24 protein-coding genes and 1 pseudogene are annotated in these 21955 nt (G+C 64.4%); 15 read left to right on the top strand and 10 right to left on the bottom strand.

Going from position 1 to position 21955, the window contains the following annotated elements:
• Positions 1-16 precede the first annotated feature (16 nt).
• Complete coding sequence (locus ABIB24_RS01745) at positions 17-1219, top strand: NAD(P)/FAD-dependent oxidoreductase (RefSeq protein WP_354316023.1); 1203 nt, start codon at positions 17-19, stop codon at positions 1217-1219.
• Positions 1220-1373: 154 nt separating this feature from the next.
• On the opposite strand, the gene ABIB24_RS01740 is transcribed toward ABIB24_RS01745, so the two are convergent.
• Positions 1374-1985, bottom strand: coding sequence for an FMN-dependent NADH-azoreductase (locus tag ABIB24_RS01740; RefSeq protein WP_049277030.1), 612 nt, complete (start codon positions 1983-1985; stop codon positions 1374-1376).
• A 133-nt stretch (positions 1986-2118) separates the two neighbouring features.
• Between ABIB24_RS01740 and ABIB24_RS01735 the strand changes: the two genes are divergently transcribed.
• Together ABIB24_RS01735 and ABIB24_RS01730 are read left to right on the top strand one after the other, a co-directional pair.
• A complete protein-coding gene (locus tag ABIB24_RS01735) occupies positions 2119-3021 on the top strand; it encodes a LysR substrate-binding domain-containing protein (protein ID WP_013972466.1) in 903 nt (300 codons plus the stop codon).
• Complete coding sequence (locus tag ABIB24_RS01730) at positions 3014-3373, top strand: MmcQ/YjbR family DNA-binding protein (RefSeq protein WP_084785196.1); 360 nt, start codon at positions 3014-3016, stop codon at positions 3371-3373. The genes ABIB24_RS01735 and ABIB24_RS01730 overlap by 8 nt, the downstream gene beginning before the upstream one ends.
• 121 nt (positions 3374-3494) lie before the next feature.
• Here the strand turns inward: ABIB24_RS01730 and ABIB24_RS01725 are convergent, their stop codons facing one another.
• Positions 3495-3908 (bottom strand): DUF1294 domain-containing protein, encoded by a 414-nt coding sequence (locus tag ABIB24_RS01725; protein WP_085619329.1) that lies wholly within the window; start codon positions 3906-3908, stop codon positions 3495-3497.
• Entirely contained in the window at positions 3901-4731 is an 831-nt protein-coding gene (locus ABIB24_RS01720; RefSeq protein ID WP_274079682.1) for an undecaprenyl-diphosphate phosphatase, read from the bottom strand. The genes ABIB24_RS01725 and ABIB24_RS01720 overlap by 8 nt, the downstream gene beginning before the upstream one ends.
• Before the next feature lie 298 nt (positions 4732-5029).
• On the opposite strand from ABIB24_RS01720, the pseudogene mcpP reads away from it, so the two are divergent.
• The 12 genes and pseudogenes from mcpP to ABIB24_RS01665 all read left to right on the top strand — a co-directional run.
• Positions 5030-5791: pseudogene (gene mcpP, locus ABIB24_RS26755) on the top strand (methyl-accepting chemotaxis protein McpP); the annotation flags it as partial.
• A gap of 138 nt (positions 5792-5929) precedes the next feature.
• Complete coding sequence (locus ABIB24_RS26750) at positions 5930-6664, top strand: methyl-accepting chemotaxis protein (protein WP_502945815.1); 735 nt, start codon at positions 5930-5932, stop codon at positions 6662-6664.
• Positions 6665-6859: 195 nt separating this feature from the next.
• The gene (pnuC, locus tag ABIB24_RS01710; protein WP_274079680.1) at positions 6860-7426 is read left to right on the top strand and encodes a nicotinamide riboside transporter PnuC; all 567 of its coding nucleotides are present in this window, start codon (positions 6860-6862) and stop codon (positions 7424-7426) included.
• Positions 7423-7992 (top strand): AAA family ATPase, encoded by a 570-nt coding sequence (locus ABIB24_RS01705; RefSeq protein WP_274079679.1) that lies wholly within the window; start codon positions 7423-7425, stop codon positions 7990-7992. The genes pnuC and ABIB24_RS01705 overlap by 4 nt, the downstream gene beginning before the upstream one ends.
• Before the next feature lie 298 nt (positions 7993-8290).
• The gene (fapA, locus tag ABIB24_RS01700; protein ID WP_274079678.1) at positions 8291-8725 is read left to right on the top strand and encodes a functional amyloid chaperone FapA; all 435 of its coding nucleotides are present in this window, start codon (positions 8291-8293) and stop codon (positions 8723-8725) included.
• Between the two features lies 1 nt (position 8726).
• On the top strand, positions 8727-9305 hold the full coding sequence (fapB, locus tag ABIB24_RS01695; RefSeq protein WP_025339415.1) for a fibril amyloid subunit FapB: 579 nt from the start codon (positions 8727-8729) through the stop codon (positions 9303-9305).
• A gap of 48 nt (positions 9306-9353) precedes the next feature.
• Positions 9354-10901, top strand: a complete 1548-nt coding sequence (gene fapC / locus ABIB24_RS01690) for an amyloid-like fimbrin subunit FapC (RefSeq protein WP_025339416.1) — start codon at positions 9354-9356, stop codon at positions 10899-10901.
• Positions 10902-10963: 62 nt separating this feature from the next.
• On the top strand, positions 10964-11644 hold the full coding sequence (gene fapD / locus ABIB24_RS01685; protein WP_025339417.1) for a fibril amyloid maturation endopeptidase FapD: 681 nt from the start codon (positions 10964-10966) through the stop codon (positions 11642-11644).
• A gap of 46 nt (positions 11645-11690) precedes the next feature.
• Complete coding sequence (gene fapE, locus ABIB24_RS01680) at positions 11691-12443, top strand: fibril amyloid subunit FapE (RefSeq protein ID WP_274079676.1); 753 nt, start codon at positions 11691-11693, stop codon at positions 12441-12443.
• A gap of 46 nt (positions 12444-12489) precedes the next feature.
• On the top strand, positions 12490-13770 hold the full coding sequence (gene fapF / locus ABIB24_RS01675; protein WP_025339419.1) for a fibril amyloid transporter FapF: 1281 nt from the start codon (positions 12490-12492) through the stop codon (positions 13768-13770).
• Between the two features lie 136 nt (positions 13771-13906).
• Entirely contained in the window at positions 13907-16108 is a 2202-nt protein-coding gene (locus ABIB24_RS01670) for an LTA synthase family protein (RefSeq protein WP_354316021.1), read from the top strand.
• A 93-nt stretch (positions 16109-16201) separates the two neighbouring features.
• Positions 16202-16930 (top strand): DUF899 domain-containing protein, encoded by a 729-nt coding sequence (locus ABIB24_RS01665; protein ID WP_137164178.1) that lies wholly within the window; start codon positions 16202-16204, stop codon positions 16928-16930.
• Positions 16931-17226: 296 nt separating this feature from the next.
• On the opposite strand, the gene ureG is transcribed toward ABIB24_RS01665, so the two are convergent.
• Genes ureG through ABIB24_RS01630 form a run of 7 tightly spaced genes read right to left on the bottom strand, consistent with a single transcriptional unit; the run spans position 17227 to position 21946 of the window.
• The gene (gene ureG, locus ABIB24_RS01660) at positions 17227-17850 is read right to left on the bottom strand and encodes an urease accessory protein UreG (RefSeq protein WP_010953755.1); all 624 of its coding nucleotides are present in this window, start codon (positions 17848-17850) and stop codon (positions 17227-17229) included.
• 11 nt (positions 17851-17861) lie between these two features.
• On the bottom strand, positions 17862-18536 hold the full coding sequence (locus ABIB24_RS01655) for an urease accessory protein UreF (protein ID WP_354316019.1): 675 nt from the start codon (positions 18534-18536) through the stop codon (positions 17862-17864).
• Positions 18536-19081 (bottom strand): HupE/UreJ family protein, encoded by a 546-nt coding sequence (locus ABIB24_RS01650; protein ID WP_025339423.1) that lies wholly within the window; start codon positions 19079-19081, stop codon positions 18536-18538. Before ABIB24_RS01650 ends, ABIB24_RS01655 begins: the two co-directional genes overlap by 1 nt.
• Positions 19082-19098: 17 nt before the next feature.
• Positions 19099-19596: an urease accessory protein UreE gene (ureE, locus tag ABIB24_RS01645; protein ID WP_354316018.1), complete on the bottom strand. Its 498-nt coding sequence runs from the start codon at positions 19594-19596 to the stop codon at positions 19099-19101.
• 10 nt (positions 19597-19606) lie between these two features.
• On the bottom strand, positions 19607-21310 hold the full coding sequence (gene ureC / locus ABIB24_RS01640; protein WP_025339425.1) for an urease subunit alpha: 1704 nt from the start codon (positions 21308-21310) through the stop codon (positions 19607-19609).
• The gene (locus ABIB24_RS01635; RefSeq protein ID WP_025339426.1) at positions 21307-21624 is read right to left on the bottom strand and encodes an urease subunit beta; all 318 of its coding nucleotides are present in this window, start codon (positions 21622-21624) and stop codon (positions 21307-21309) included. Before ABIB24_RS01635 ends, ureC begins: the two co-directional genes overlap by 4 nt.
• A 19-nt stretch (positions 21625-21643) precedes the next feature.
• The gene (locus tag ABIB24_RS01630; protein WP_003256923.1) at positions 21644-21946 is read right to left on the bottom strand and encodes an urease subunit gamma; all 303 of its coding nucleotides are present in this window, start codon (positions 21944-21946) and stop codon (positions 21644-21646) included.
• Positions 21947-21955 lie beyond the last annotated feature (9 nt).

Here is a 21955-nt window from a genome sequence, read left to right as displayed (position 1 = left end):
TCAGAGGAGCACAACCATGAAGCAGATCCTGATCATTGGCGCGGGCTTTGCCGGCCTGTGGAGCGCGCTCAGCGCCGTCCGCCAGCTTGACCTCCACGGCCGCAAGGATGTCGAGGTCACCTTGCTTGCACCCCAGGCCGAGCTGCATGTGCGCCCGCGCTTCTACGAGCCCGACGTCCATGCCATGGCCGCGCCGTTGCAAGAGCTGTTCGATGCCGTCAACGTCCGCTTCGTGCAGGGCACGGCCTTCCACATCGATGAAGCGGCCCGCCGCGTCAGCTACCGCACCCGCAGCGGTACCCAGTGCGCCCTGCCCTACGACCGCCTGATCATGGCTTGCGGCAGCGTGCTCAACCGGCCCGACATGGTCGGCATCGAGCATGTGTTCGATGTCGACAAGCTCGACAGCGCCGCGCGCCTGGAAACCCACCTGAAGTCACTGGCGAACCTGCCCGACACACCCGCGCGCAATACCGTGGTGGTGGCCGGCGGTGGCTTTACCGGTATCGAGACCGCCACCGAACTGCCGGCCCGCCTGCGCGAAATCCTCGGCGAGGACGCGGCGTTGCGCGTGGTGGTGGTCGACCGTGGGGCGAGGATTGGCGCAGCCCTGGGTGACGGCATCCGCCCCGCCATCGAGCAGGCCTCCGAGGCCCTGGGCGTGGAGTGGATCTGTGGCGCCACGGTAGCCTCGGTCGACCCTGCCGGCGTGCTGTTGGACAACGGCCAGCGCATCGACGCCAGCACGGTGATCTGGACCGTGGGCTTCAAGGCCAACCCGCTCACCGAGCAGATCAGTGGCGAGCGCGACCGCCAGGGCCGCTTGCATGTCGATGGCAATCTCAAGGTGAAAGGCAATGATGCCGTGTACGCGGCAGGTGATGTGGCCTACGCCGCCTGCGACGACGCTGGTAATTACGCGGTGATGTCCTGCCAGCATGCGATTCCGCTGGGGCGTCATGCGGGCAACAATGCGGCGGCCGAGCTGATTGGCGTGGCTCCGAAGACCTACAGCCAGCCCAAGTACGTGACCTGCCTGGACCTTGGGGCCTGGGGGGCGGTGTATACCGAAGGGTGGGAACGCACGGTGTCGCCACCGGAAGACAAGGCCGAGGCCAAGGTGTTGAAGGCGCAGATCAATACCGTGTGGATCTATCCGCCGGCAGCCGAACGTGCTGCAGCGCTGGCAGCGGCTGACCCGGCTATTCCAGTGGCCTGACACCAGGCCGACGCGGTCATTGTAGGAGCGGCCTTGTGTCGCGATGGGCCGCAAAGCGGCCCCAGGATTTCAGCGTTGAAGCCGAGAATTCTGGGGCCGCTTCGCGGCCCATCGCGACACAAGGCCGCTCCTACATTTGATCGCGTACCTTCGATCAGGCAGCAGCAAACAGCTCGTTGGCAATCTGTGCCTGGGCAGCATCGATCGCCTGGCTGCGGTGCTCAGGGCCATAGGCCAGGCCATGGGCGCGGACGATTTCCAGGTCGGTGACACCGATGAAGCCCAGGAATACCTTGAGGAAGTCCTCATGCCCGGCGCCAGTCGGCTGGCCAGCGTGCAGGCCACCGGCGGTGGACACCAGCACTACCTTCTTGTTGCCGCACAGGCCTTCCGGGCCGGCTTCGGTGTAGCGGAACGTCTTGCCGGCGACGGCAACGCGGTCGATCCAGGCCTTGAGCTGGGTCGGCACGGTGAAGTTGTACATCGGCGCACCAATCACCACGGCATCGGCAGCCAGGAACTCTTCCAGGGTTTCCGCGCTCAGCTTGGCTTCGAAGGCCTGGGCTGCGTCGCGCATGTCTTCCGGGGTGCCAGCCGCTACCAGGGTAGCCGCGGAGAAGTGGGCGATGGCGTCAGCGGCCAGGTCGCGGTACACCACTTCCACGCTCGGGTCGGCGGCTTTCCAGGCTTCGACCACTTCGCGGCTCAGTTGGCGGGAGGCGGAATTGTCGCCCAGGATGCTCGAATCGATATGCAACAGTTTCATGGGACTCTCCTGTGAATGAAGACCGCGACGTTGGGCGATCACGATGGGGAGAATCCTACCGACATCAACAATAGCTGATAAGGCAGCAAAAATGCGTTAGTTTGTCCTACAGGTGGAACAGTGAGACATTCCCATGCAAGACCTCAACGACCTTTTCTACTTCGCCCGCGTGGTAGAAGCCGGCGGTTTCGCCGCAGCCGGCCGCCAGCTGGGCATCCCCAAGTCGCGCCTGTCGCGGCGCATCGCCGAGCTTGAAGAACGCCTGGGCACGCGCCTGCTGCAACGCACTACACGGCAACTGAAGCTCACCGCGGTGGGCGAGCGCTACCTGCACCACTGCCAGGCCATGCTGCTGGAAGCCGAAGCCGCCGACGAGGCCGTGGCCAGCATGAGCAGCGAACCGCGCGGGCGCTTGCGGGTGTCCTGCCCGGTGGCATTGGCCCACGCCTTCCTGCCGGATGTGATCAGCCGCTTTCTCGCGCAGTACCCGCTGGTGCAACTGGACATGGTGCTGCTCAACCGCCGGGTCGACCTGATTTCCGAAGGGATCGACGTGGCCCTGCGCGTACGCGACCTAGGCGATGAAGACCCGGCCCTGGTCACCCGCCGTCTGCGCCAGGCGCAGATGCAGCTGGTTGCAGCGCCCGGTTTCGCCGACCACATCCGCGAACCGGGCCAACTGGCCTCATTGCCGGTGCTGGGCGCTGCCGAGGCTGACCGGCTGGTACACTTCCGCCTGTTCGGCCCCCATGGCAAACAGCAGGAAATCGCCCTGGAACCGCGCCTCGCCATCGATGATTTCGTAGTACGTAATGCTGCTGTACGGGCAGGCCTAGGGTTTACCGCGCTGCCCAGCATGTTCTGTGAAGAAGAACTGGCGCGCGGCGAACTGGTGCGCCTGCTGCCGGACTGGTCGCTGCCGGGTGGCTACCTGCAGGCGGTGTACCCGCACCGGCGCGGCTTGCTGCCTGCGGTACGGGTATGGATCGACCACCTGGCGGCGTCGTTCGAGGCCTGTGGAGAAAAGTATGTCTGAGCGGAACATGAGCGAAGCCCAGGTGGCAGCGTTCTGCCTGAGCCTGCCGGGTGCGCGGGAAGACTACAAATGGGGCGGCATCCGGGTGTTCTCGGTGGCCGGCAACAAGATGTTCGCGGTGCTCGACCTGGCGGGTGCGGGGTTGTCGTTCAAGGTGGCCGACGAACTGTTTCTCGGCTATTGCGATCGCCCGGGGGTGCGGCCTGCGCCGTACCTGGCGCGGGCGCGGTGGATCAGCATGGCATCGCCCTACCCAATGGGGCGTGAGGAGCTGTGTGATCTGTTGCAACGCTCGCACCAGCTGGTGGTGCGGCGGTTGCCTAAGCGGTTGCAGGTGGGGCTGGTGTTGTGAATTCCCTGTGCTGGCCCTTTCGCGGGTAAACCCGCTCCCACAGGTACAGCACAAGTCTTGAGGCCAGTGGAGAACCCTGTGGGAGCGGGTTTACCCGCGAAAGGGCCAGCACAGTCAAACATCAACTGAAGGGCAGATACCGCCCGCCAAGAAACAGCCAGTCCGCCCAGAACACCTGGTGCACCAGCACAATCCCCCAGAACACCAGCTGGTACGACAGCTTGCGCGTCTTGTGCCGATACAGCTGCTGCGCCAGCAGTGCCCCCGGCCAGCCGCCCAGCAGCTCACTGGCATGCAGCACCTTCTCGGGCGTACGCCAGGCCTGGGTACGCGCCTGCTGTTTGTCCTGCCAATACAGCAACAGGCTGATCAGGCTCATTGCCGGGTACAGCGCCAGCGGCCACCAGGCCTGGTCGACCCAGGCCATGCGCGCCGCGCCCAGGCCCGGCAGCAGGCACAGCAGGCCCAACAGCAGCAGCTTCAAGCGCACATTACGTACGCCCTCCCCCCTTTGCCCCCGCGCTGCCTCAGCCATGAGCCGTCGCCCAGTCAACCCAACCGAACTGCCAGGTCGCCAGGATCAGCAGGCCAAAGGCAATGCGGTACCAGGCGAACACCGCGTAGCTGTGGTTGGCAATGAACTTGAGCAAGCCACGCACGGCAATCATGGCAAAGATGAAAGAGGTCACGAAGCCGATGGCAAATACCGGCAGGTCGCCGGGCTGGAACAGATCGCGGTACTTGTAGCCCGAATACACCGCCGCACCGACCATGGTCGGCATCGCCAGGAAGAACGAGAACTCGGTCGCCGCCTTGCGCGACAGGCCGAACAGCAGGCCGCCGATAATGGTAGAGCCGGAGCGCGAAGTGCCCGGGATCATCGCCAGGCACTGGACGAAGCCGATCTTCAGCGCGTGGCTCCAGCGCATGTCGTCCACGTGGTCTACCTCCACACGGTGCTCGCGGCGCTCGGCCCAGAGCATGATCACCCCGCCCACCACCAGCGCAGCCGCCACGGTGATCGGGTTGAACAGGTATTCGTGAATCAGGTCGGCGAACAGCACGCCCAGCACCACTGCCGGCAGGAACGCCAGCAACAGGTTACCGGTGAAACGCCGCGCCGTGGGCTGGCTTGTCAGGCCGAAGACCACGTCGAAGATCTTGCCGCGAAACTCCCACACCACCGCCAGGATCGCCGCCAGCTGAATGATGATGTTGAAAGCCATGGCCCGTTCGCCACCAAACCCGATCAGGTCGGCGACGATGATCTGGTGACCGGTGCTGGAGATTGGCAGAAACTCCGTCAGCCCTTCGACCACGCCTAAGATGATTGCCTGGAAGGCAGTCCAAAAATCCATCGTTCCCCCGATGGAGCGCTGCTCGTGCAGGCCCCTTGTTCTTGATTTGCTTGAAGTTGCCGCACGCGGCCCGGCTGTTTTACAGCGACTGTTGGGCGCAATGCCAGTAGAAAAGTTCACGCCGCCTAAAGGTTTCATCTTGCGCGGCCGAAATCCTGGCAGAGCGCCTTTGCAATCGCCTTGTACAAACTGCTGCAGACTATTGGATGGATAGCACTTAGCCATTAGTCGAGTGGGGGCGTGGCGCAAAGCATGCTTGGATGCGCCTGAATAAAAAGAACAATGCGGGAGCTGTGGTATGAAAACCCTGAGATCGATGTCTATCAGCCGCCGTCTGTGGCTGATCCTTTTGGTGGCGGTGGCCATGCTGGTGGTATTGGGCCTGCTGATGCTGCGCCAGATCCACGGTGACCTGTACCAGGCCAAAGCGGAAAAGACCCGCCACGTGGTACAGACCGCAGCCGGGGTGTTGGCCTATTACCAAGGCCTGGAAGCAGCCGGCACACTCAGCCGCGAAGCGGCCCAGCAACAGGCGCTGCAAGTTGTACGCGCGCTACGCTACGACCAGAACGACTACTTCTGGATCAACGACCTGGGGCCGAAGATGATCATGCATCCGGCCAACCCCAAGCTCGACGGCCAGGACCTGTCGGCCATCCGCGACCCCGACGGCTTTGCCGTGTTCAACGAGATGGTCGCCCTGGCCCGGCAGCAGGACGCCGGGCCGGTCAACTACCGCTGGCCCAAGCCCGGTGCCAGCGAGCCGGTGGCCAAGACGTCCTACATCCAGCTGTTCAAGCCTTGGGGCTGGATCATCGGCTCAGGCGTGTATGTCGACGATGTACAGGCCGAATTCGCTCGCCAGTTGCGTGACGTCTCGCTGGTAGGCGTGGCCATTGCCCTGCTGATGGCGCTGGTGGTGATGCTGATTGCCCGCAGCATCGCCCGCCCGCTGCAGGAAGCGGTGCAGGCCATGGGCAACATCGCCAGCGGCGAAAGCGACCTGACCCGGCGCCTGGACACTCACGGCCGTGACGAAATCACCCACCTGGGCGAACACTTCAACCGCTTCAACGGCAAGCTGCAAGGCGTGGTCGGCCAGTTGCAAGGGGCGGCCCATGCCCTGGCCCGGTCCGCCGGGCATGTCGGCGACAATGCCGGTGCCGCGCAACAACACAGCGCCCAGCAATCGCTGCAGATGGACCAGGTGGCCACTGCGGTCAACGAAGTGACCTACGCCGTGCAGGACGTGGCCAAGACCGCCGAACAGGCCGCTGGCGAAATGCGCACCGCGCAGCAGCAGGTAGCACACGGCCAGGAGGCCATTCACGGCAGCCTGGCGCAGATCGACCGGCTGTCGCTGACCATCGACCAGGCCGTGCAGGTGATCCGCGACCTGGCCGGGCACAGCACGCGCATCGGTGGTGTGCTGGACGTGATCCGCTCCATCGCCGAACAGACCAACCTGCTGGCGCTGAACGCAGCCATCGAGGCGGCGCGGGCCGGCGAGCAAGGCCGTGGCTTTGCCGTGGTCGCCGACGAGGTGCGCCTGCTGGCCCAGCGCACGGCGCAGTCGACGGCCGAGATCCATACCATGATCGAGCACCTGCAAAGCCAGTCGGACGCTGCGGTCAAGGCCATCGACACCAGCAGCGAGGCCTCGCGCCAGACCGTCGAGCAGGCCCGCGAGGCCGGTGCCAGCCTGGATGCCATCAACCAGGCGCTGAACAACCTCACGGCGTTGAATGCCTCAATCGCCAGCGCCACCTTGCAACAGTCGCACGTGGTCGAAGAGATCAACCGCAACGTGCTGGATACTGCCGGGTTGTCCCAGCAGACCGCCGATGCGGCGCGGCAGTCCAGCGATGCCGGGATGGCGCTGGGGCAACTGAGCGAAGAGCTGGAGCAGTTGTTGCGGCAGTTCCGGGTATAAGGTTGAGAATGCCGGGGGCGCTTTGCGCCCCTTTCGCGACACAAGGCCGCTCCTACAGACGATCGCGTCCCCTTGTAGGAGCGGCCTTGTGTCGCGATGGGCTGCAAAGCAGCCCCAAAGGCCCCAACGCCCTACACCTTCCCCGGCCGACCCGCTACAATCGCGCCCCTCCCCCGCAGTCTCCAAGGATCGCCGATGTCCGGCCTTGAACTCATCGCCGCCGTCCTCGGCGTCACCGCTGTCTGGCTCACGGTCAAGCAGAACGCCTGGTGCTGGCCGATCGGCCTGGTCATGGTGCTGATCTATGGCTGGCTGTTCTACGAGGTGAAGCTGTACTCGGGCATGCTGCTGCAAGTGGCCTATGCCATCCTGCAGGTCTACGGCTGGTGGCAATGGAAGCGCCCGGGCCATGCTGAAGACGCCCGCCAGGTTACCCGCCTGCAGCGCCCGGTATTGCTCGCCGGACTGGCCGGCGGGGTGCTGCTGAGCGCCGCCCTGGGCGCTGCGATGGCCACCTGGACCGACGCCGCCCTGCCCTGGCTGGACGCCACCCTGACCGGCTTCAGCCTGGTGGCACAACTGTGGATGGCGCAGAAGCGCCTGCAGTGCTGGCCGCTGTGGGTGGTGGTAGACATCATCTACGTGGGCCAGTACCTGCACCAGCAGCTGTACTTCACCGCAGGCTTCTTCGCCGTGCTCACCCTGATTGCCGTGCGCGGCTGGCTGGAATGGCGCCGTGACCCGGCGTTGGTGCAGCCATGAGCGCGGCACAATCCATGAAAGTAGTGGTGCTGTGCGGCCCGGAATCCAGCGGCAAGAGCTGGCTCAGCGGGGTGATCCAGGCGCATTTCGGCGGCGTGGTGGTGGCCGAATACGTGCGCCACTTCATCGACCAGGAATGCCGCGACACCTGCTATGCCGACATCCCTGCCATCGCCCGCGGCCAGCTGGCCTGGGAAGACCACGCCCGCGAGCAGGCACCACCGCTGCTGATTCTCGACACCCATCTGCTCAGTAACATGCTCTGGAGCCACGCCCTGTTCGGCGACTGCCCGGCCTGGCTGGAGCAGGCGCTGCTGGCACGGCATTACCACCTGCACCTGCTGCTGAGCCCGCAAGGCGTGGATTGGGTTGCCGATGGCCAGCGCAGCCAGCCCGAACTGCGCGACCGCCAGCGCTTTTTCGACGACAGCCTGCACTGGCTGCAACGGCATGACCAGGCGTACAAAATAATTGAGGGCAATTGGCCACAACGCCAGTTGCTGGCACTGCAAACAGTGGCTAAGCTCATTGGTAGCGATGCGCCATCCTGCCCCACCGAGTGTTAATCCACCGACACACCCCTGTGGGGCGAAGCCCCTGAAAACATGGGGTTTTGCGGGGCGTCGAAGGTAGTGTCAAGGCGCTGAAACACTCCTGCAAAAACCCTTCCAATCAAGGCCAACACGGGCTTTGCCTGCACCGCTCGCCGCTGCCTGTTTCAACCCTGACACAGAATACGCCGCAGCTTGGCATGGTAATCACCTTAAGCTTTTGATCTGAAAACGCTTCTCAAAAGCGGCACACCTTCTGCTGCCTGGTTTGCATCGCTGAACCGGGCCAGCGCTCATTGAAGGAGTTGCCGTCGTGAGGAAAACTGACAAACGCCTCTATCACCTATTGCTGATGGGCTGTGTGCTGGCCTCGTTGAGCCTGACGGCCGAGGCCGACAACGGCATCATCGTGATAACCCGTGATGTGCAGACACGCAACGCCGTTGTCCCGCCGTTACGACCCGACCCCAACCCCACCACCGTCAATGCCAACCCTTCCGCCCACATCCTCAAGCAAACCAACGAACTGAGTGATGGCGACTTCGCCAACATCAGCAGCGGTGCGGGTATCAGTACCCTGATTACCCAGCAGACCAACAACCTGGGCGGCAACCTCAACAACCAGTCCCAGCTGCCCAACCTGGCCGGTGGCCGAGGCACGGGCTCGGGCAATGGCATCTCGAACATGGTCAATTCGAGCGTGCAGCGCGGCCTGGCGCCGCTGCAGATCCTGACCGGAGGCAAGTGAGATGAAGCACACGCTGCTGATCCTGGTCACGCTGTGCAGTACATCGACCTTCGCGCAATCCCCGGTTCCCGTGATCAACAACGCCGACATCGACAGCTCGGGCAGCCGTTACCTGGGCAACCTGTCGGTCAACCAGGCGGCTGGCGACCAACAGCAACAGGCCAACGCACGCGCCTTCGCCGTTGGGCCCGAGGCCAGCGCCACCACGCAGATCCGCCAGCGCCTGAACACCCCTGCAGACCCCGCAATGAACGCACGCTCGACCATACAAGGCGACGCCTTCAGCAACGGTAGCGGCGCACTGGGGGTCAACCAGAGCGCCGGCGCCAACACCCAGCAAGCGAACGCACTGAGCATCAGTATCGGTGCCCAGCCGCAAAGCATCGACGACAGCGTCCTCATGCAACAGAACGTGGCGCTGCTCAACAACTCCGGTCCGATTGACACTTCAACTGGCCATCGCCAGGTCACCACCAGTGACCAGGCCTTCACCGGTAGCCGTGGAGTGATTCAGTTGAACCAGAGTGCCGGGGTGGGAAACCGCATGGCCAACACCCTGAGCATCCGGGTCGCGGATTGACCCTGCCAGTCAAGAACGACACTTAACCTAATCGTACGGAGAATCACCATGAAACCCTCGATGGCAATCAAGCCTCTGGTTTTCGCAATTGCTGCGGTCATGGCTGTTGCTGTACAAGCTGATCAGAACGACCGGCGTGGCGGGCACCACAATGGTCACCACAACAACGGGCAGCACACGCCTCCTCCCACCAGGATCCCTGTGTTTGCCACCGCCAACGCCATGGACAGCCAGCGCAGCACCGGCAACACCATCACCAACCAAGGCACAATCAACGAAGCCGAGATGAGCAGCTCGGCTTCGGGTGCCAGCGGCAACGTAGGTGTCAACGTGGCGGCCGGTAACGGCAACCAACAGGACAACGCTGCGGCCATTGCCAACGCATCGTCCGAATCCAGCCTGGACAACAGCTTCGTGTTCGGCTCCGCCGAAGCCACCGCTGACGTTCGCCAGTTCAGCAACAACAACCGTGTCGACAACTGGTCCACCCAGAACTCGGCGGTCATGACTGGCTCGGCCGATGGTGCAGAGGGTAACGTCGGCGTCAACATCGCTGGCGGCGACCTGAACCAGCAGAAGAACACCATGGCCATCGCCAACACCGGTGCCCCGCTGGGCAATGCCACTGCCACCGCCTCTGCCGACCAGAACGGCCCAGGCCTGACGGTGAACAACGGCGCCGACCGCACCTACCGGGTGGATACACTGACCATCACCACCACCAAGAGCGGTTCCAGCTCGCGTGAGGGCACGTTCAATTCGACTGACGACCGCAGCTCGTCCTCGAGCTTCAGCGTGGCCGGCTCGCAAAGCGCCAGTTCCAGTGGTTCCAATGGCTGGACCTCCAGTGGTTCGAGCAGCATGAATGCCAGTGGCTCGAAGACTTCCAGTGCCAGCGGGTCGAACAGCTCCAGTGCCAGTGGTTCCAATAGCTCCAGTGCCAGCGGCTCCAACAGCTGGAATGCCAGTGGCTCGGTTGGCGCCACTGCCAGTTCGTCCAGCAGCTCCAGCCTGAATGCCACCCTGGCAGCCGCAGCCGATGCCAGCCGCACCGTGACCACCGATGACGGCCGTCGCGAACGCACCCGCACCGACAGCTTCGATGCATCGCTCAACGCATCGCTCAATGTCGATGTAGACCGCACACGTGACAGCTCGTACGACGCATCGTTCGAGAAAGCGTTCGACTCGTCATTCGACAAGTCGAACGAGTCTTCCTTCGACCGTAACCACGAATCGTCGTACGACAAGACTCGCGCATCGGCCTACGAGAAGTCTCGCGACTCCTCGTATGAGAAGGCTCACGAGTCGACCTATGCCAACGCATCGGAATCGGCGTTTGAAAAGTCTGGCGAGAAATCGTCTCAATCGTCGAACGACGTGTCGAAGAGCTACAGCGAAAGCAGTGCCTACGACTTGAGCAATACCGTGTCCTTCCAAGTGCTGACCCCGACCGGCTGGGCCAACCCTGTTACCAACACTGCAACCCTTAGCGGTTCGGTGAACGGTGGCAGCGGCAACCTGGGCGTGAACGTGGCAGCCGGTGTGGGCAACCAGCAGAGCAACTCGCTGGCCATCTCCAACACCTCGTTCTGATCGCTGTGCTTGAGGCCCCCTTCGGGGGGCCTTTCTTCAACAGAACCGGAAGGCATCCGATCATGCGCATCATTGCCCTGGCGTTTTTGCTGTGCCTGGCCAGCGTGAGCGAAGCGGCGCAAATGCCGCTGTCCGTCCTCCCGGGCGGCGCCGTGGTGTTCAAGCCCATCCAGAGCGTACGCGAGCGCAAGTTCGCCGACCTGGTACAACAGAAGACCGACTTCAGCTGCGGCGCCGCCGCGCTGGCCACCATCCTGCGCCAGGCCTACTGGCTGGACGTGGACGAACAACAGATCATCGAAGGCATGCTGGCCCACGCCGACCAGGACCTGGTGCGCACGCAAGGCTTCTCGATGCTCGACATGAAACGCTACGTGGAAAGCCTGGGGATGCGTGCCCGCGGCTACCGGGTGGCGCCCGAGACCCTGCACAGCGTGCGCATCCCGGTCGTGGTGCTGATGGACGTGCGCGGCTACAAGCACTTCGTGGTCATGCAGAAGGTCGACAAGGGCTGGGTGTACATCGGTGACCCGGTACTGGGCCACAAGCGCTACAAGGTCGACGACTTTCTCAAGGGCTGGAACGGCATCATCTTCGCCGTGATCGGCCAGGGCTACGACAAGAACAACATCCTGCTCGACCCGCCCCTGCCCCTGACCGCCAAGGGCCGGGTGAACAACTTCACCCCGGTGCAGGATGCAGAGCTGCTGGACTTCGGGTTCATCAAAAGCGACTTCTTCTAACGACGCTTGCAACGACAAGGAGCACGAGGCTCCGGGGAGCACCCCAATGAAGAATGCATTCTGGCTTGCAATCGCATGCCTGACCGTCAGCCTTCCTACCCAGGCCGAAACCTTCAAGCCCGTCGAGCTGAAGGACCATGAGCTGGCGAGCTTGCGTGGCCGCTACGTGATGCCGGGGCGGATCGTGAGTTTCGGTATTGTCATGTCCAGCACCTGGCAGAATGCCAAAGGGGACGTGATCGGCGCGACGAGCACGATGCAGATTCAGCAGTCGACCATCAAACCGCAATTCTACGTGTCGTTGATCGACGAAAGCGGCACTGGCACAGCGTCAGCTGGAGCCACGGCACCGGGCACCGGTACCGTTACAGGCGGCGCCGGCCTCAACACCACAGAGGGTGTTACCCAGGTGGTACGCGCAGCTGGCGACAACAATACCGCCTACAACAATGTCGCCATCAATGTTTCCAAGGCCGATCAGGCGCCGACAGCGCAGCCACAGGGCCAGGCACTGGCCAACGGCCAGACACTGACAGGCGCAAACGGCGCAGGGGCGCTGAGTGTGTCCGCCAGCGGCGTAGGGGTGCAGTTCAATATCAGTGCCAGTAACAACCAGGGCAGCAGCGTGCAGCGCCTGGCGCAGGGTGGCCTGATGCAGAACTCGACGCTGCTGGGCAATGGCAACCGGGTCAATAACGTCACCACGCTCAATGTAGTGATGCGCGAAAGCGTGCCGACAGCCGCGTCGCTGAACGGTAGCCTCGATCAGCTCAAAGGTCTTCGCACATTTGGATACTGATCTACGCTCAGTCTCATCAAAAGTAGTCGGCAGGGACGGCAATTCCATGCACCGATCTTTATCGCTCAAAGCTTTTGTGTGTTTGTCCACCTTGGCCCCGGCCACATTGCTTTACGCCGCAGCCGACCCTCAGGTCGAGGCTCTCAAGCAGGAACTGATGGAACTGAAACAACGCTACGAAGCCCAGCAGCAAGCGCTGATGGTGCTGGAGCAGCGCGTGCGCCAGGTAGAAGAAACCCCGGCAGCCCCCCCACCCAAACGCCTGGTCAGGTCCCCGGCCGAAGGGGTCAAAGGTGCACAGACTGTGGCTTCGGGTGCACCGGGCACCACCGGCAGCTCCTATGGCCAGGCGCTGACCGCCGACGCTGAACCGGCTCAGAGCGTGTCCAACCTGTACGATGAGGCCAGCGGCTTCTTCGGCGGCGGCAAGTTCAGCTTCGAGACCGGTGTCACCTATACCCACTACGATACCCGGGCGCTGGTGCTCAACGGTTTCCTGGCACTGGACTCGATCTTCCTCGGCAGTATCAACCTTGACCGGGTGAAGGCAGATAACTGGACCCTGGACATGACTGCCCGCTACAACCTCGCCCAGCGCTGGCAGTTCGACATCAACGTCCCGGTGGTGTACCGCGAATCCACCTACTCTTCCGGCGGCGCGGGCGGCGCCGGGGCAAGCACCTCGGACGAAACCGTAACCCGCGACCCGGAAATCGGCGACGTCAACGTCGGTGTCGCCTACAAGTTCCTCGACGAAGACGAGACCTGGCCTGACGCCGTCGCTACCTTGCGCATCAAGGCGCCGACCGGCAAAGACCCCTATGGCATAAAACTGCGCCAGGTAGAGGGCAACGACAACCTGTCGGTACCGGAAAGCCTGCCGACCGGCAACGGCGTCTGGTCGATCACGCCGGGCATCTCGCTGGTCAAGACCTTCGACCCCGCCGTGCTGTTCGGCAGCCTGTCCTACACCTACAACATGGAAGACTCGTTCAGCGACATCAGCCCACAGGTCAACAGCAAGGTGCCGGGCGACGTGAAGCTGGGCGACTCGTGGCAGATCGGCGGCGGTATCGCCTTTGCCCTGAACGAGAAGATGAGCATGTCGTTCTCGGTGTCCGACCAGTTCGCCCGCAAGAGCAAGATAAAACCGGATGGCGGCGACTGGCAGTCGATCTCCAACAGCGACTACAACGCGGCCAACTTCAACATCGGCATGACCTTCGCCGCCACCGACAACCTGACCATCGTACCCAACCTGGCCATTGGTCTGACCGATGACGCGCCGGACTTTTCCTTCAGCCTGAAATTCCCCTACTACTTCTGATACTTGCCATCGGCCGGGCCCGCGCGAACGGGCCCGGCTTTTGGTTACCAGCCTTGTCCCGGACCGCCTTCCCTGCCACGGCCTGTTATCATCAAGCACAGTTGCATGACGATTTAATGGCAAAAGGGATGTTTTTGTGAAGAACCTGTCAGACCACCCACGTACCCGGCTTGTCGCCCTGGCGACCCTGGTACTGGTGATCCCACTGGGTACGCGCGCCATGCTGGGTTGGTCCAACCCACTCGGTTACCTGTCCGACCTCGCCCTCGGCAGCTTGCTGGTCTTGCTGCTGCATCGTCGGCCGTGGTGGCTGGCGCTCCCCGTATTGCTGGCCTGGGCGGCCCTCTGGGTGGCTTCGGCCGAACTGGTGAGCGCGGTGGGCCGGTTGCCCACCAGCGCCGACCTGACGTACCTGCTCGACCCGCAGTTCATGGAAAACTCGACCGGTGGCGGCCTGGCCCATGCCTGGCTGCCCTGGGCCATGGGCGCCGGCCTGCTGGCCTGGCTGGCCAGCGCCTGGCGCAGCCGCACCCAACCCAGCCAGCCGCTGCCACGCACGGCCTGGGCCATTCCACTGCTGCTGTTCGGCGCCCATTGGGGCAGCCAGCAGCTGGTACCTTCCGACGCCGACCAATGGCGGCAATACAACCTCACCCACCAGCTGCTGTCGGCCGGGGCCGGCAACCTGCAGCGCCAGGTCGAAGGCTGGATGGGCCGTACGCAAACCTTCACCCCTCTGGCCAGCACCGGCCTGACCCAGTCCGACCTGCATGGCCAGCGCCTGCTCGCCGGGCCAGGCAACGCCCGCAACCTGCTGGTCATCACCGTGGAAGGCATCCCCGGGGCCTACCTGCGGCCCAACCGCCAGGCCCTGCACAGCCGCTTCGATGAAGAGCTGATGCCCAAACTCAGCCAGTGGGCCGAGCGCGGCATGAACACCCCGGACTACGTGCTGCATACCCATCAGACCATCCGTGGCCTGTACGCAATGCTGTGCGGTGACTACGACAAGCTGGCCAACGGCACACCCAAGGGCGTGGAACTGCTGACCCAGAACGAACGCAACCAGGCCTGCCTGCCGGCGCAGTTGCGCCAGGCCGGCTTCACCACCCACTACCTGCAGGGCGCCGGCCTGCGCTTCATGGCCAAGGACCGCATCATGCCGCACATCGGCTTTGACGCGGTGCACGGCCAGGAGTGGTTCCGCAACAGGAACTACCTGGACTTCCCCTGGGGCAAAGATGACCGCGCCTTCTTCGAGGGTGCGCTGGATTACGTCGGCCAGCTGCAAAAGCAGGACAAGCCATGGATGCTGACCCTGCTCACCGTGGGCACCCACCAGCCGTACTCGGCACCGGCCGAGTACCTGGAGCGCTACGACACGCCGAAACAGGCGGCAGTCGCCTACCTGGACGACGCACTCGGTGCATTCCTCGACAACCTCGAACGCCAGGGCGTGCTCAAGGACACCCTGGTGGTGGTGACTTCCGACGAGTCCCACGGCATCGACGGTGTGCGCCTGGCCTCGTCCTGGGGCTTCAACCTCACCCTGGCGCCGGAGCAGGCACAGTTGCCACGGATCAAGCGCGGTACCTATGGCCATATCGACCTGGCCACCTCCCTGCTCGACTACTTTGCCCTGCCCATCCCCATGGCGCTCGGCGGTCGCTCGCTGTACCGCGACTACGACAGCGGTCGCGAGATGATCTCCTACACCAACGGCATGCTGCGTTATCACGACGGCCAGGGTGTGTTCACCGAATGCGACTTCCAGCAGCGATGCCGACGTTACGCCAGCGAGGGCTTCATCGCCGACCAGGCACGTTACCTTGGCCCGGGCGACAGCCTGCTCGGCCAGCAGATCGGTGCCCTCGCCGGGGTGCTCGACCAGTCCCTGCTGCAAACACCGCTCAACCTGCGTTACCAGTTCGGCGGCCCATCGCCGATCCAGCTGCGCAAGCGCATCAAAGATGACTGGGCCGACAACCTGATCGGCGCCCAGTACCTGGAAATGCCCGAGGGTTCGCATACCCGCGTACGGGTCAAGGTACGCTCGCTGGACCCCAAGCGCGCAGCCTATATCCAGCTCAAGGCCAAGCAGCTGGAGCAGGACGTACCGCTGGGCTTGCCTGACGAAGTGAAAGTCACCGCCGACGAGCCGCTGGAGATGGAGTTCAGCTTCGACAACCCGACCGCGCGCAAGGCGTTTTCCTTCCATTTGCTGGGCTATGGCGGTGGCCAGGTGGAAGTCAGCGACTTCAGCGTGATCACCGCGCTGCCTGGGGAAGATGAAGCAGCGGATGAACTGGCCGAAGGGCATATCGCCCATTCGGGCTGAGCAATACCACTCATCGCCCGGCCGCCGCGGCCTGTCGATTCGACCCGCCCGTGCTCGACTAGTGTGTGAATCCCCCAATGTGGAGACAGCACCATGAGCACGAGCGAAAGCAGGCACCCGGTGGTTTCCCGCAGCCAGTGGCTGGCGGCCCGCCGGCAGCTGTGGCTGCACGAAAAGGCCTTCACCCACCACCGCGACGCGCTGTCCGCAGCCCGTCGCGCCCTGCCCTGGGTCAAGGTGGAGCACGACTATCGCTTCGAGGGGCCGGACGGCGAACTGAGCCTGGCCGACCTGTTCGCGGGCCGCAGCCAGTTGCTGGTTTACCACTTCATGTTCGCCGAGGGCTGGAGCGAAGGCTGCCACGGCTGCTCGTTCCTGGCCGACCACTTTGACGGCGCCAACCTGCACCTGGCGCATCACGACGTGTCGCTGGTTGCAGTGTCGCGGGCACCGTATGCCGAGTTCCAGGCCTTCCGCCGGCGCATGGGCTGGCAGTTCCCCTGGTATTCGTCACATGGCAGCGGGTTCAACGAGGACTTTGGCGTCAGCGTTGGCGGCGAGGGCCAGCGGCAGTACAACTATGAGCCATACGAGGGCGATGAAAGCGAGCTTCCCGGGCTGAGTGCGTTCTATCGCGAGCCGGATGGCAGCGTGTACCACACCTACTCGACCTATGCCCGCGGGCTGGACATCCTGGTCAACACCTACAACTTCCTCGACATTGCGCCACTGGGGCGCAATGAGGCCGGGACCATGGACTGGGTGCGGCACCATGACCGTTATGAAGGGCAGCCGGACAAGCCCAACTGCTGCCATAAGTGATACTCAGCCCACACGCGGTCGTTGTAGGAGCGGCCTTGTGTCGCGAAAGGGCCGCAAAGCGGCCCCAGCAATTTCAACTGTTGTGAATCAACCCTGGGGCCGCGTTGCGGCCCTTTCACGACACAAGGCCGCTCCCACAGGTATAGCGACAACCTCGAGAGCAACGCTGTACCTGTGTGGGCTTTAGCCGCGAAGAAGCCAACGCGGTGGGGTGGCACCGGCTGCGCCGGTGTTCGCGGGTAAACCCGCTCCCACAGGAATTGCGCCATGGTCCAGACTGCGTTCAACCCGTTACATCACCCGCGCACGCCCAGCATCCCGCGCTCGACGATGAAGTCGATCACCGCCTGCAGCCCCTCGCCCTTCTTCAGGTTGCTGAAGGTCCATGGCCGCTGCGGGCGCATGCGCTGGGTATCGCGCTCCATCACTTCCAGCGAAGCCCCCACATAGGGCGCCAGGTCGGTCTTGTTGATTACCAGGAAATCCGACTTGGTAATCCCCGGCCCACCCTTGCGCGGGATCTTCTCGCCTTCGGCCACGTCGATCACGTAGATGGTCAGGTCGGCCAGCTCCGGGCTGAAAGTGGCACTCAGGTTGTCACCGCCGCTTTCGACGAAGATCACCTCGAGGTTGCCAAACTTGCGCGCCAGGGCTTCGACCGCCGCCAGGTTCATCGAGGCGTCCTCACGTATCGCCGTGTGTGGGCAGCCGCCGGTTTCCACACCGACGATGCGCTCCGGCTCAAGGGCCCCGGCTTCGGTGAGGATACGCTGGTCCTCCTTGGTGTAGATGTCGTTGGTGACCACTGCGATCTGGTAGTGATCGCGCATGGCCTTGCACAAGGCTTCGAGCAGCGCCGTCTTGCCGGAGCCGACCGGGCCGCCGACACCGACGCGCAGGGGTTGTTGATAGCTTTGCATGCAGGCAGTCCTCAGGAACGGAACAATCGGGTGTATTGGGTTTCGTGTCGCGATGAGGCAATGGCCAGCAACGGCAGACCGCCGCCAAGCTGGTCATCGCCCAGGCCCAGTGCCTGGTCGAGGGCCGCGGGCAGCCCTGACCCCAGGTCGCGCAGCAAGGTCTGGGCAGCCTGCTGGCCGAACGGCACCAGCTTGACCCCGGCCATTACCGCGCCCTCCAGCCAGGCAAAGCCATGGCCCAGGGCCAACTGGCGCAGTGGGATCGCCCAGTGCGCAGCCAGCCAGGCCATACCGCCCAGCTGGGTGAGTTCGAGGCTGGCCCGCCAGGCCGGTGCCTGGCCCAGTTGCCAGCCGTCCAGCAGCCGTGCCAGCGCCGCGCCGCGCTGCTGTTCTTCCAGGCGCAGCTCGGCGGTTTCGCGGTTGGCCAGCAGAAAGCGGCTCCAGTGGCCGAAGGCCTCGGCGTCCTCGGCCTGGCAGGCGTGGTACAGGCGCGCCAGCACCGGCCAGTCGAGGCAAGCCAGGGTGTCGTCGATCTGCTCGCGCTGCCAGGCAGCGAAACCATCCACGCTCCGTACCCAGCCCGCCTCGACCGCCCACTCCAGGCCTTGCGAGTAGGTGAAGCCACCCACCGGCAAGCCAGGGCTGGCCAGCTGCAGCAGGCGCAACAACGCCAGGTCGCTGTCCATCAACCGGCCAGTACCAGCGCGGCGCCGGCCAGCAGGCCACCGCCAAAGGCCTTCTGCAGGCCGCTATGCCTGCGCAACAGGCAACCGACCGCAAAGCCGGCCGCCAGCAACAGGCCGCTGACCGTGACGAAGCCGGCGCTGAACTGCCAGAACGCGCTTGGCGTGGCTTCCACGCCATGGGCCCAGCCATGGAACAGGGCGAACACCGGCATGGCCATGGCTAGCAGCAGTTGGCGGCTGGGCAGTAGCACGGCACCGGCAGCCACCAGCAGCGACACGGCGATCAGGGTTTCCATGCCCAGTACATCGCCGAACAGGTGGCCGCACACCGCGCCGCCGAACATCGCCGCCAGGGTTGCCAGGGGTAGCGTCAGGCTGCGCCGGGTCAGCGCGGCGAGCACACCGGTGCCCAGCAGCATCAGCAGGTGGTCAAGACCGGTCAGCGGGTGCAGCAGGCCGTCCTGCAGCGGGTTGGCGTCGTGCCCGGGGTGGGCGAAGGCAGGCAGAGCCAGCATCAGCAGAAACAGGGCGAAAGTCTTTTTCATCGGTTGCTCCAGGCAGTTCAGGAATGGGCAGGCAGGCGCACGAACGGGTGATCGTGGCCGTGGGCATGGCTGTGGCTGTGCGGCGCGCTCTGGTAGGCGCCCGCTTCAGGCTCGAACGGCGCCTGTTCGGCCTCTACCGTCAGGCCCAGGCCGCGCAACATGTCGTCCAGCACGTGGTCGTGCTGGAAGCGCAACAGGCCGGGTTCGATCTGCAGCGGCACATGGCGGTTGCCCAGGTGATAGGCCGCGCGGGCCAGCAGGTGCGGGTCGGCGCAACGCACCGTGGACACCGCCTCGGGCGCCGCCAGCACGCGGATCAGCTGGGTGCCCTCGGCATCGGCCAGCAGTTCGCCCCCGCGCAGCAGGTGGCCGCGCTCGAGCATCAGCCCGGCCTCGCGACCATCATCCAGGGTCACCCGCAGGCGGCTCTTGATGCGGCTGTCCACGTCCAGGGTAACGGTACCGGTTTCGCCCAGCGTGCCGGGGTCGGTGATACGGCGGGTCAAGACAATCATCGGTGCTCCTTCAGAACAGGAAGTAACGCTGGGCCAGCGGCAGTTCGCGGGCCGGCTCGCAGACCAGCAGTTCGCCGTCGGCACGCACCTGGTAGGTCTGTGCATCGACCTCGATCAGCGGCTGCAAGGTGTTGTGGACCATGTCGGGCTTGCGCACCCGGCGGCAGCCGTGGGCCACGCCGATCAGGCTGCGCAGGTTCAGCTCCTCGGCCAGGCCACGGTCCATCGCCGCCTGGGGCAGGAAGGTCATGCGCGTGGCATGCCGCGCCGCGCCCAGGGCGCCGAACATCGGGCGGTAGTGCACCGGTTGCGGCGTGGGGATGGAACCGTTGATGTCGCCCATGGGCGCGGTGACGATCATCCCGCCCTTGATGACCAGGGCCGGCTTGACCGCAAAGAACGCCGGCGCCCACAGCACCAGGTCGGCCAGCTTGCCGACTTCCACCGAGCCCACTTCGTGGCCGATGCCGTGGGTCAGCGCCGGGTTGATGGTGTACTTGGCGATGTAGCGCTTGACCCGGAAGTTGTCGCTGTAGCTGGTGTCCGGCGCCAGTGGCCCACGGCGCAGCTTCATCTGGTGGGCCACCTGCCAGGTGCGCAGCACCACCTCGCCAACCCGGCCCATGGCCTGGGAGTCGGACGAGGTCATGGCAAAGGCGCCCATGTCGTGGAGGATGTCCTCGGCGGCGATGGTTTCGCGGCGGATGCGCGACTCGGCAAAGGCCACGTCTTCAGCGATGCTCGGGTCCAGGTGGTGGCAGACCATGAGCATGTCCAGGTGCTCGTCCACGGTGTTGACCGTGTACGGCAGGGTCGGGTTGGTCGAGGACGGCAACACGTTGGCCTGCCCCGCAGCGCGAATGATGTCCGGGGCGTGGCCGCCACCAGCGCCCTCGGTGTGGAAGGTGTGGATGGTACGGTCGCCGATGGCCGCCAGGGTGTCTTCGATGCAGCCGGACTCATTGAGAGTGTCGGTGTGGATCGCCACCTGGATGTCCATTTCCTCGGCCACGCCCAGGCAGCAGTCGATGGCTGCTGGTGTCGAACCCCAGTCTTCGTGCAGCTTGAGGCCCACGGCGCCGGCTGCGATCTGCTCGCGCAGCGCTTCCGGCCGCGAGGCGTTGCCCTTGCCCAGCAAGCCGATGTTGATCGGCAGGCTGTCAGCGGCCTGAAGCATACGCGCCAGGTACCAGGGGCCGGGCGTGCAGGTGGTGGCGTTGGTGCCGGTGGCCGGCCCGGTGCCGCCGCCGATGAAGGTGGTGACACCGCTGTTCAGCGCCTCGTCCACCTGCTGCGGGCAGATGAAGTGGATGTGCGAGTCGACGCCACCGGCGGTGACGATCTTGCCCTCGGCCGCGATCACCTCGGTGCCGGGGCCCACGGGCACGTTCACGCCCGGCTGCACATCGGGGTTGCCAGCCTTGCCGATCACCGCGATTCGCCCGTGCTTGATGCCGATATCGGCCTTGACGATGCCCCAGTGGTCGATGATCAGGGCATTGGTCAGTACCAGGTCCATGGCTTCGGCAGCCAGCATCTGGCCCTGCCCCATGCCATCGCGGATGACCTTGCCGCCACCGAACTTCACCTCTTCGCCATAGATGGTGAAGTCGCGCTCCACCTCGACCCACAGCGCGGTGTCGGCCAGGCGTACGCGGTCGCCTACCGTGGGGCCGAACATGTCGGCATAGGCCTGGCGGGAAATGCGGCTCATGCCCTGCCCTCCAGCGCGCCCATCACCTTGCCCTGGAAGCCATGGACCTCGCGCTTGCCGGCGTAGGCCACCAGTTGCACGGTACGCGCCTGGCCGGGCTCGAAACGCACGGCGGTACCGGCGGGAATGTCCAGGCGAAAGCCCAGGGTCGGCGCGCGCTCGAACACCAGCGCCTCGTTGACTTCGTAGAAGTGGTAGTGCGAGCCGACCTGCACCGGCCGGTCGCCATGGTTGGCCACGCTGACGCTGACCGTCGCACGGCCGCTGTTCAGCTCGATGTCGCCGGCGGCGACCTGGATTTCACCTGGGATCATGCGGGGCTCCTGGGCAGTTTCAGACGATGGGGTCATGCACGGTCACCAGTTTGGTGCCATCCGGGAAGGTCGCTTCGACCTGCACGTCGTGGAGCATTTCGGCGATGCCAGGCATTACCTGCTCGCGGCTCAATACTTCGCGCCCCAGGCTCATCAGCTCGGCGACGGTGCGGCCATCACGGGCGCCTTCAAGCACGGCGGCACTGATCAGCGCCACCGCTTCCGGGTAGTTGAGCTTCAGGCCACGGGCCAGGCGCCGCTCGGCCAGCAACGCGGCGGTGAACAGCAGCAGTTTGTCTTTCTCTCTCGGGGTCAGCTCCATGGCGCTCTC

It is taken from the genome of Pseudomonas sp. UYEF17 (assembly GCF_040546125.1).
GTDB classification, from domain to species: Bacteria; Pseudomonadota; Gammaproteobacteria; order Pseudomonadales; family Pseudomonadaceae; genus Aquipseudomonas; species Aquipseudomonas putida_Z.
This window is presented reverse-complemented; position numbering and strand designations above follow the sequence as displayed.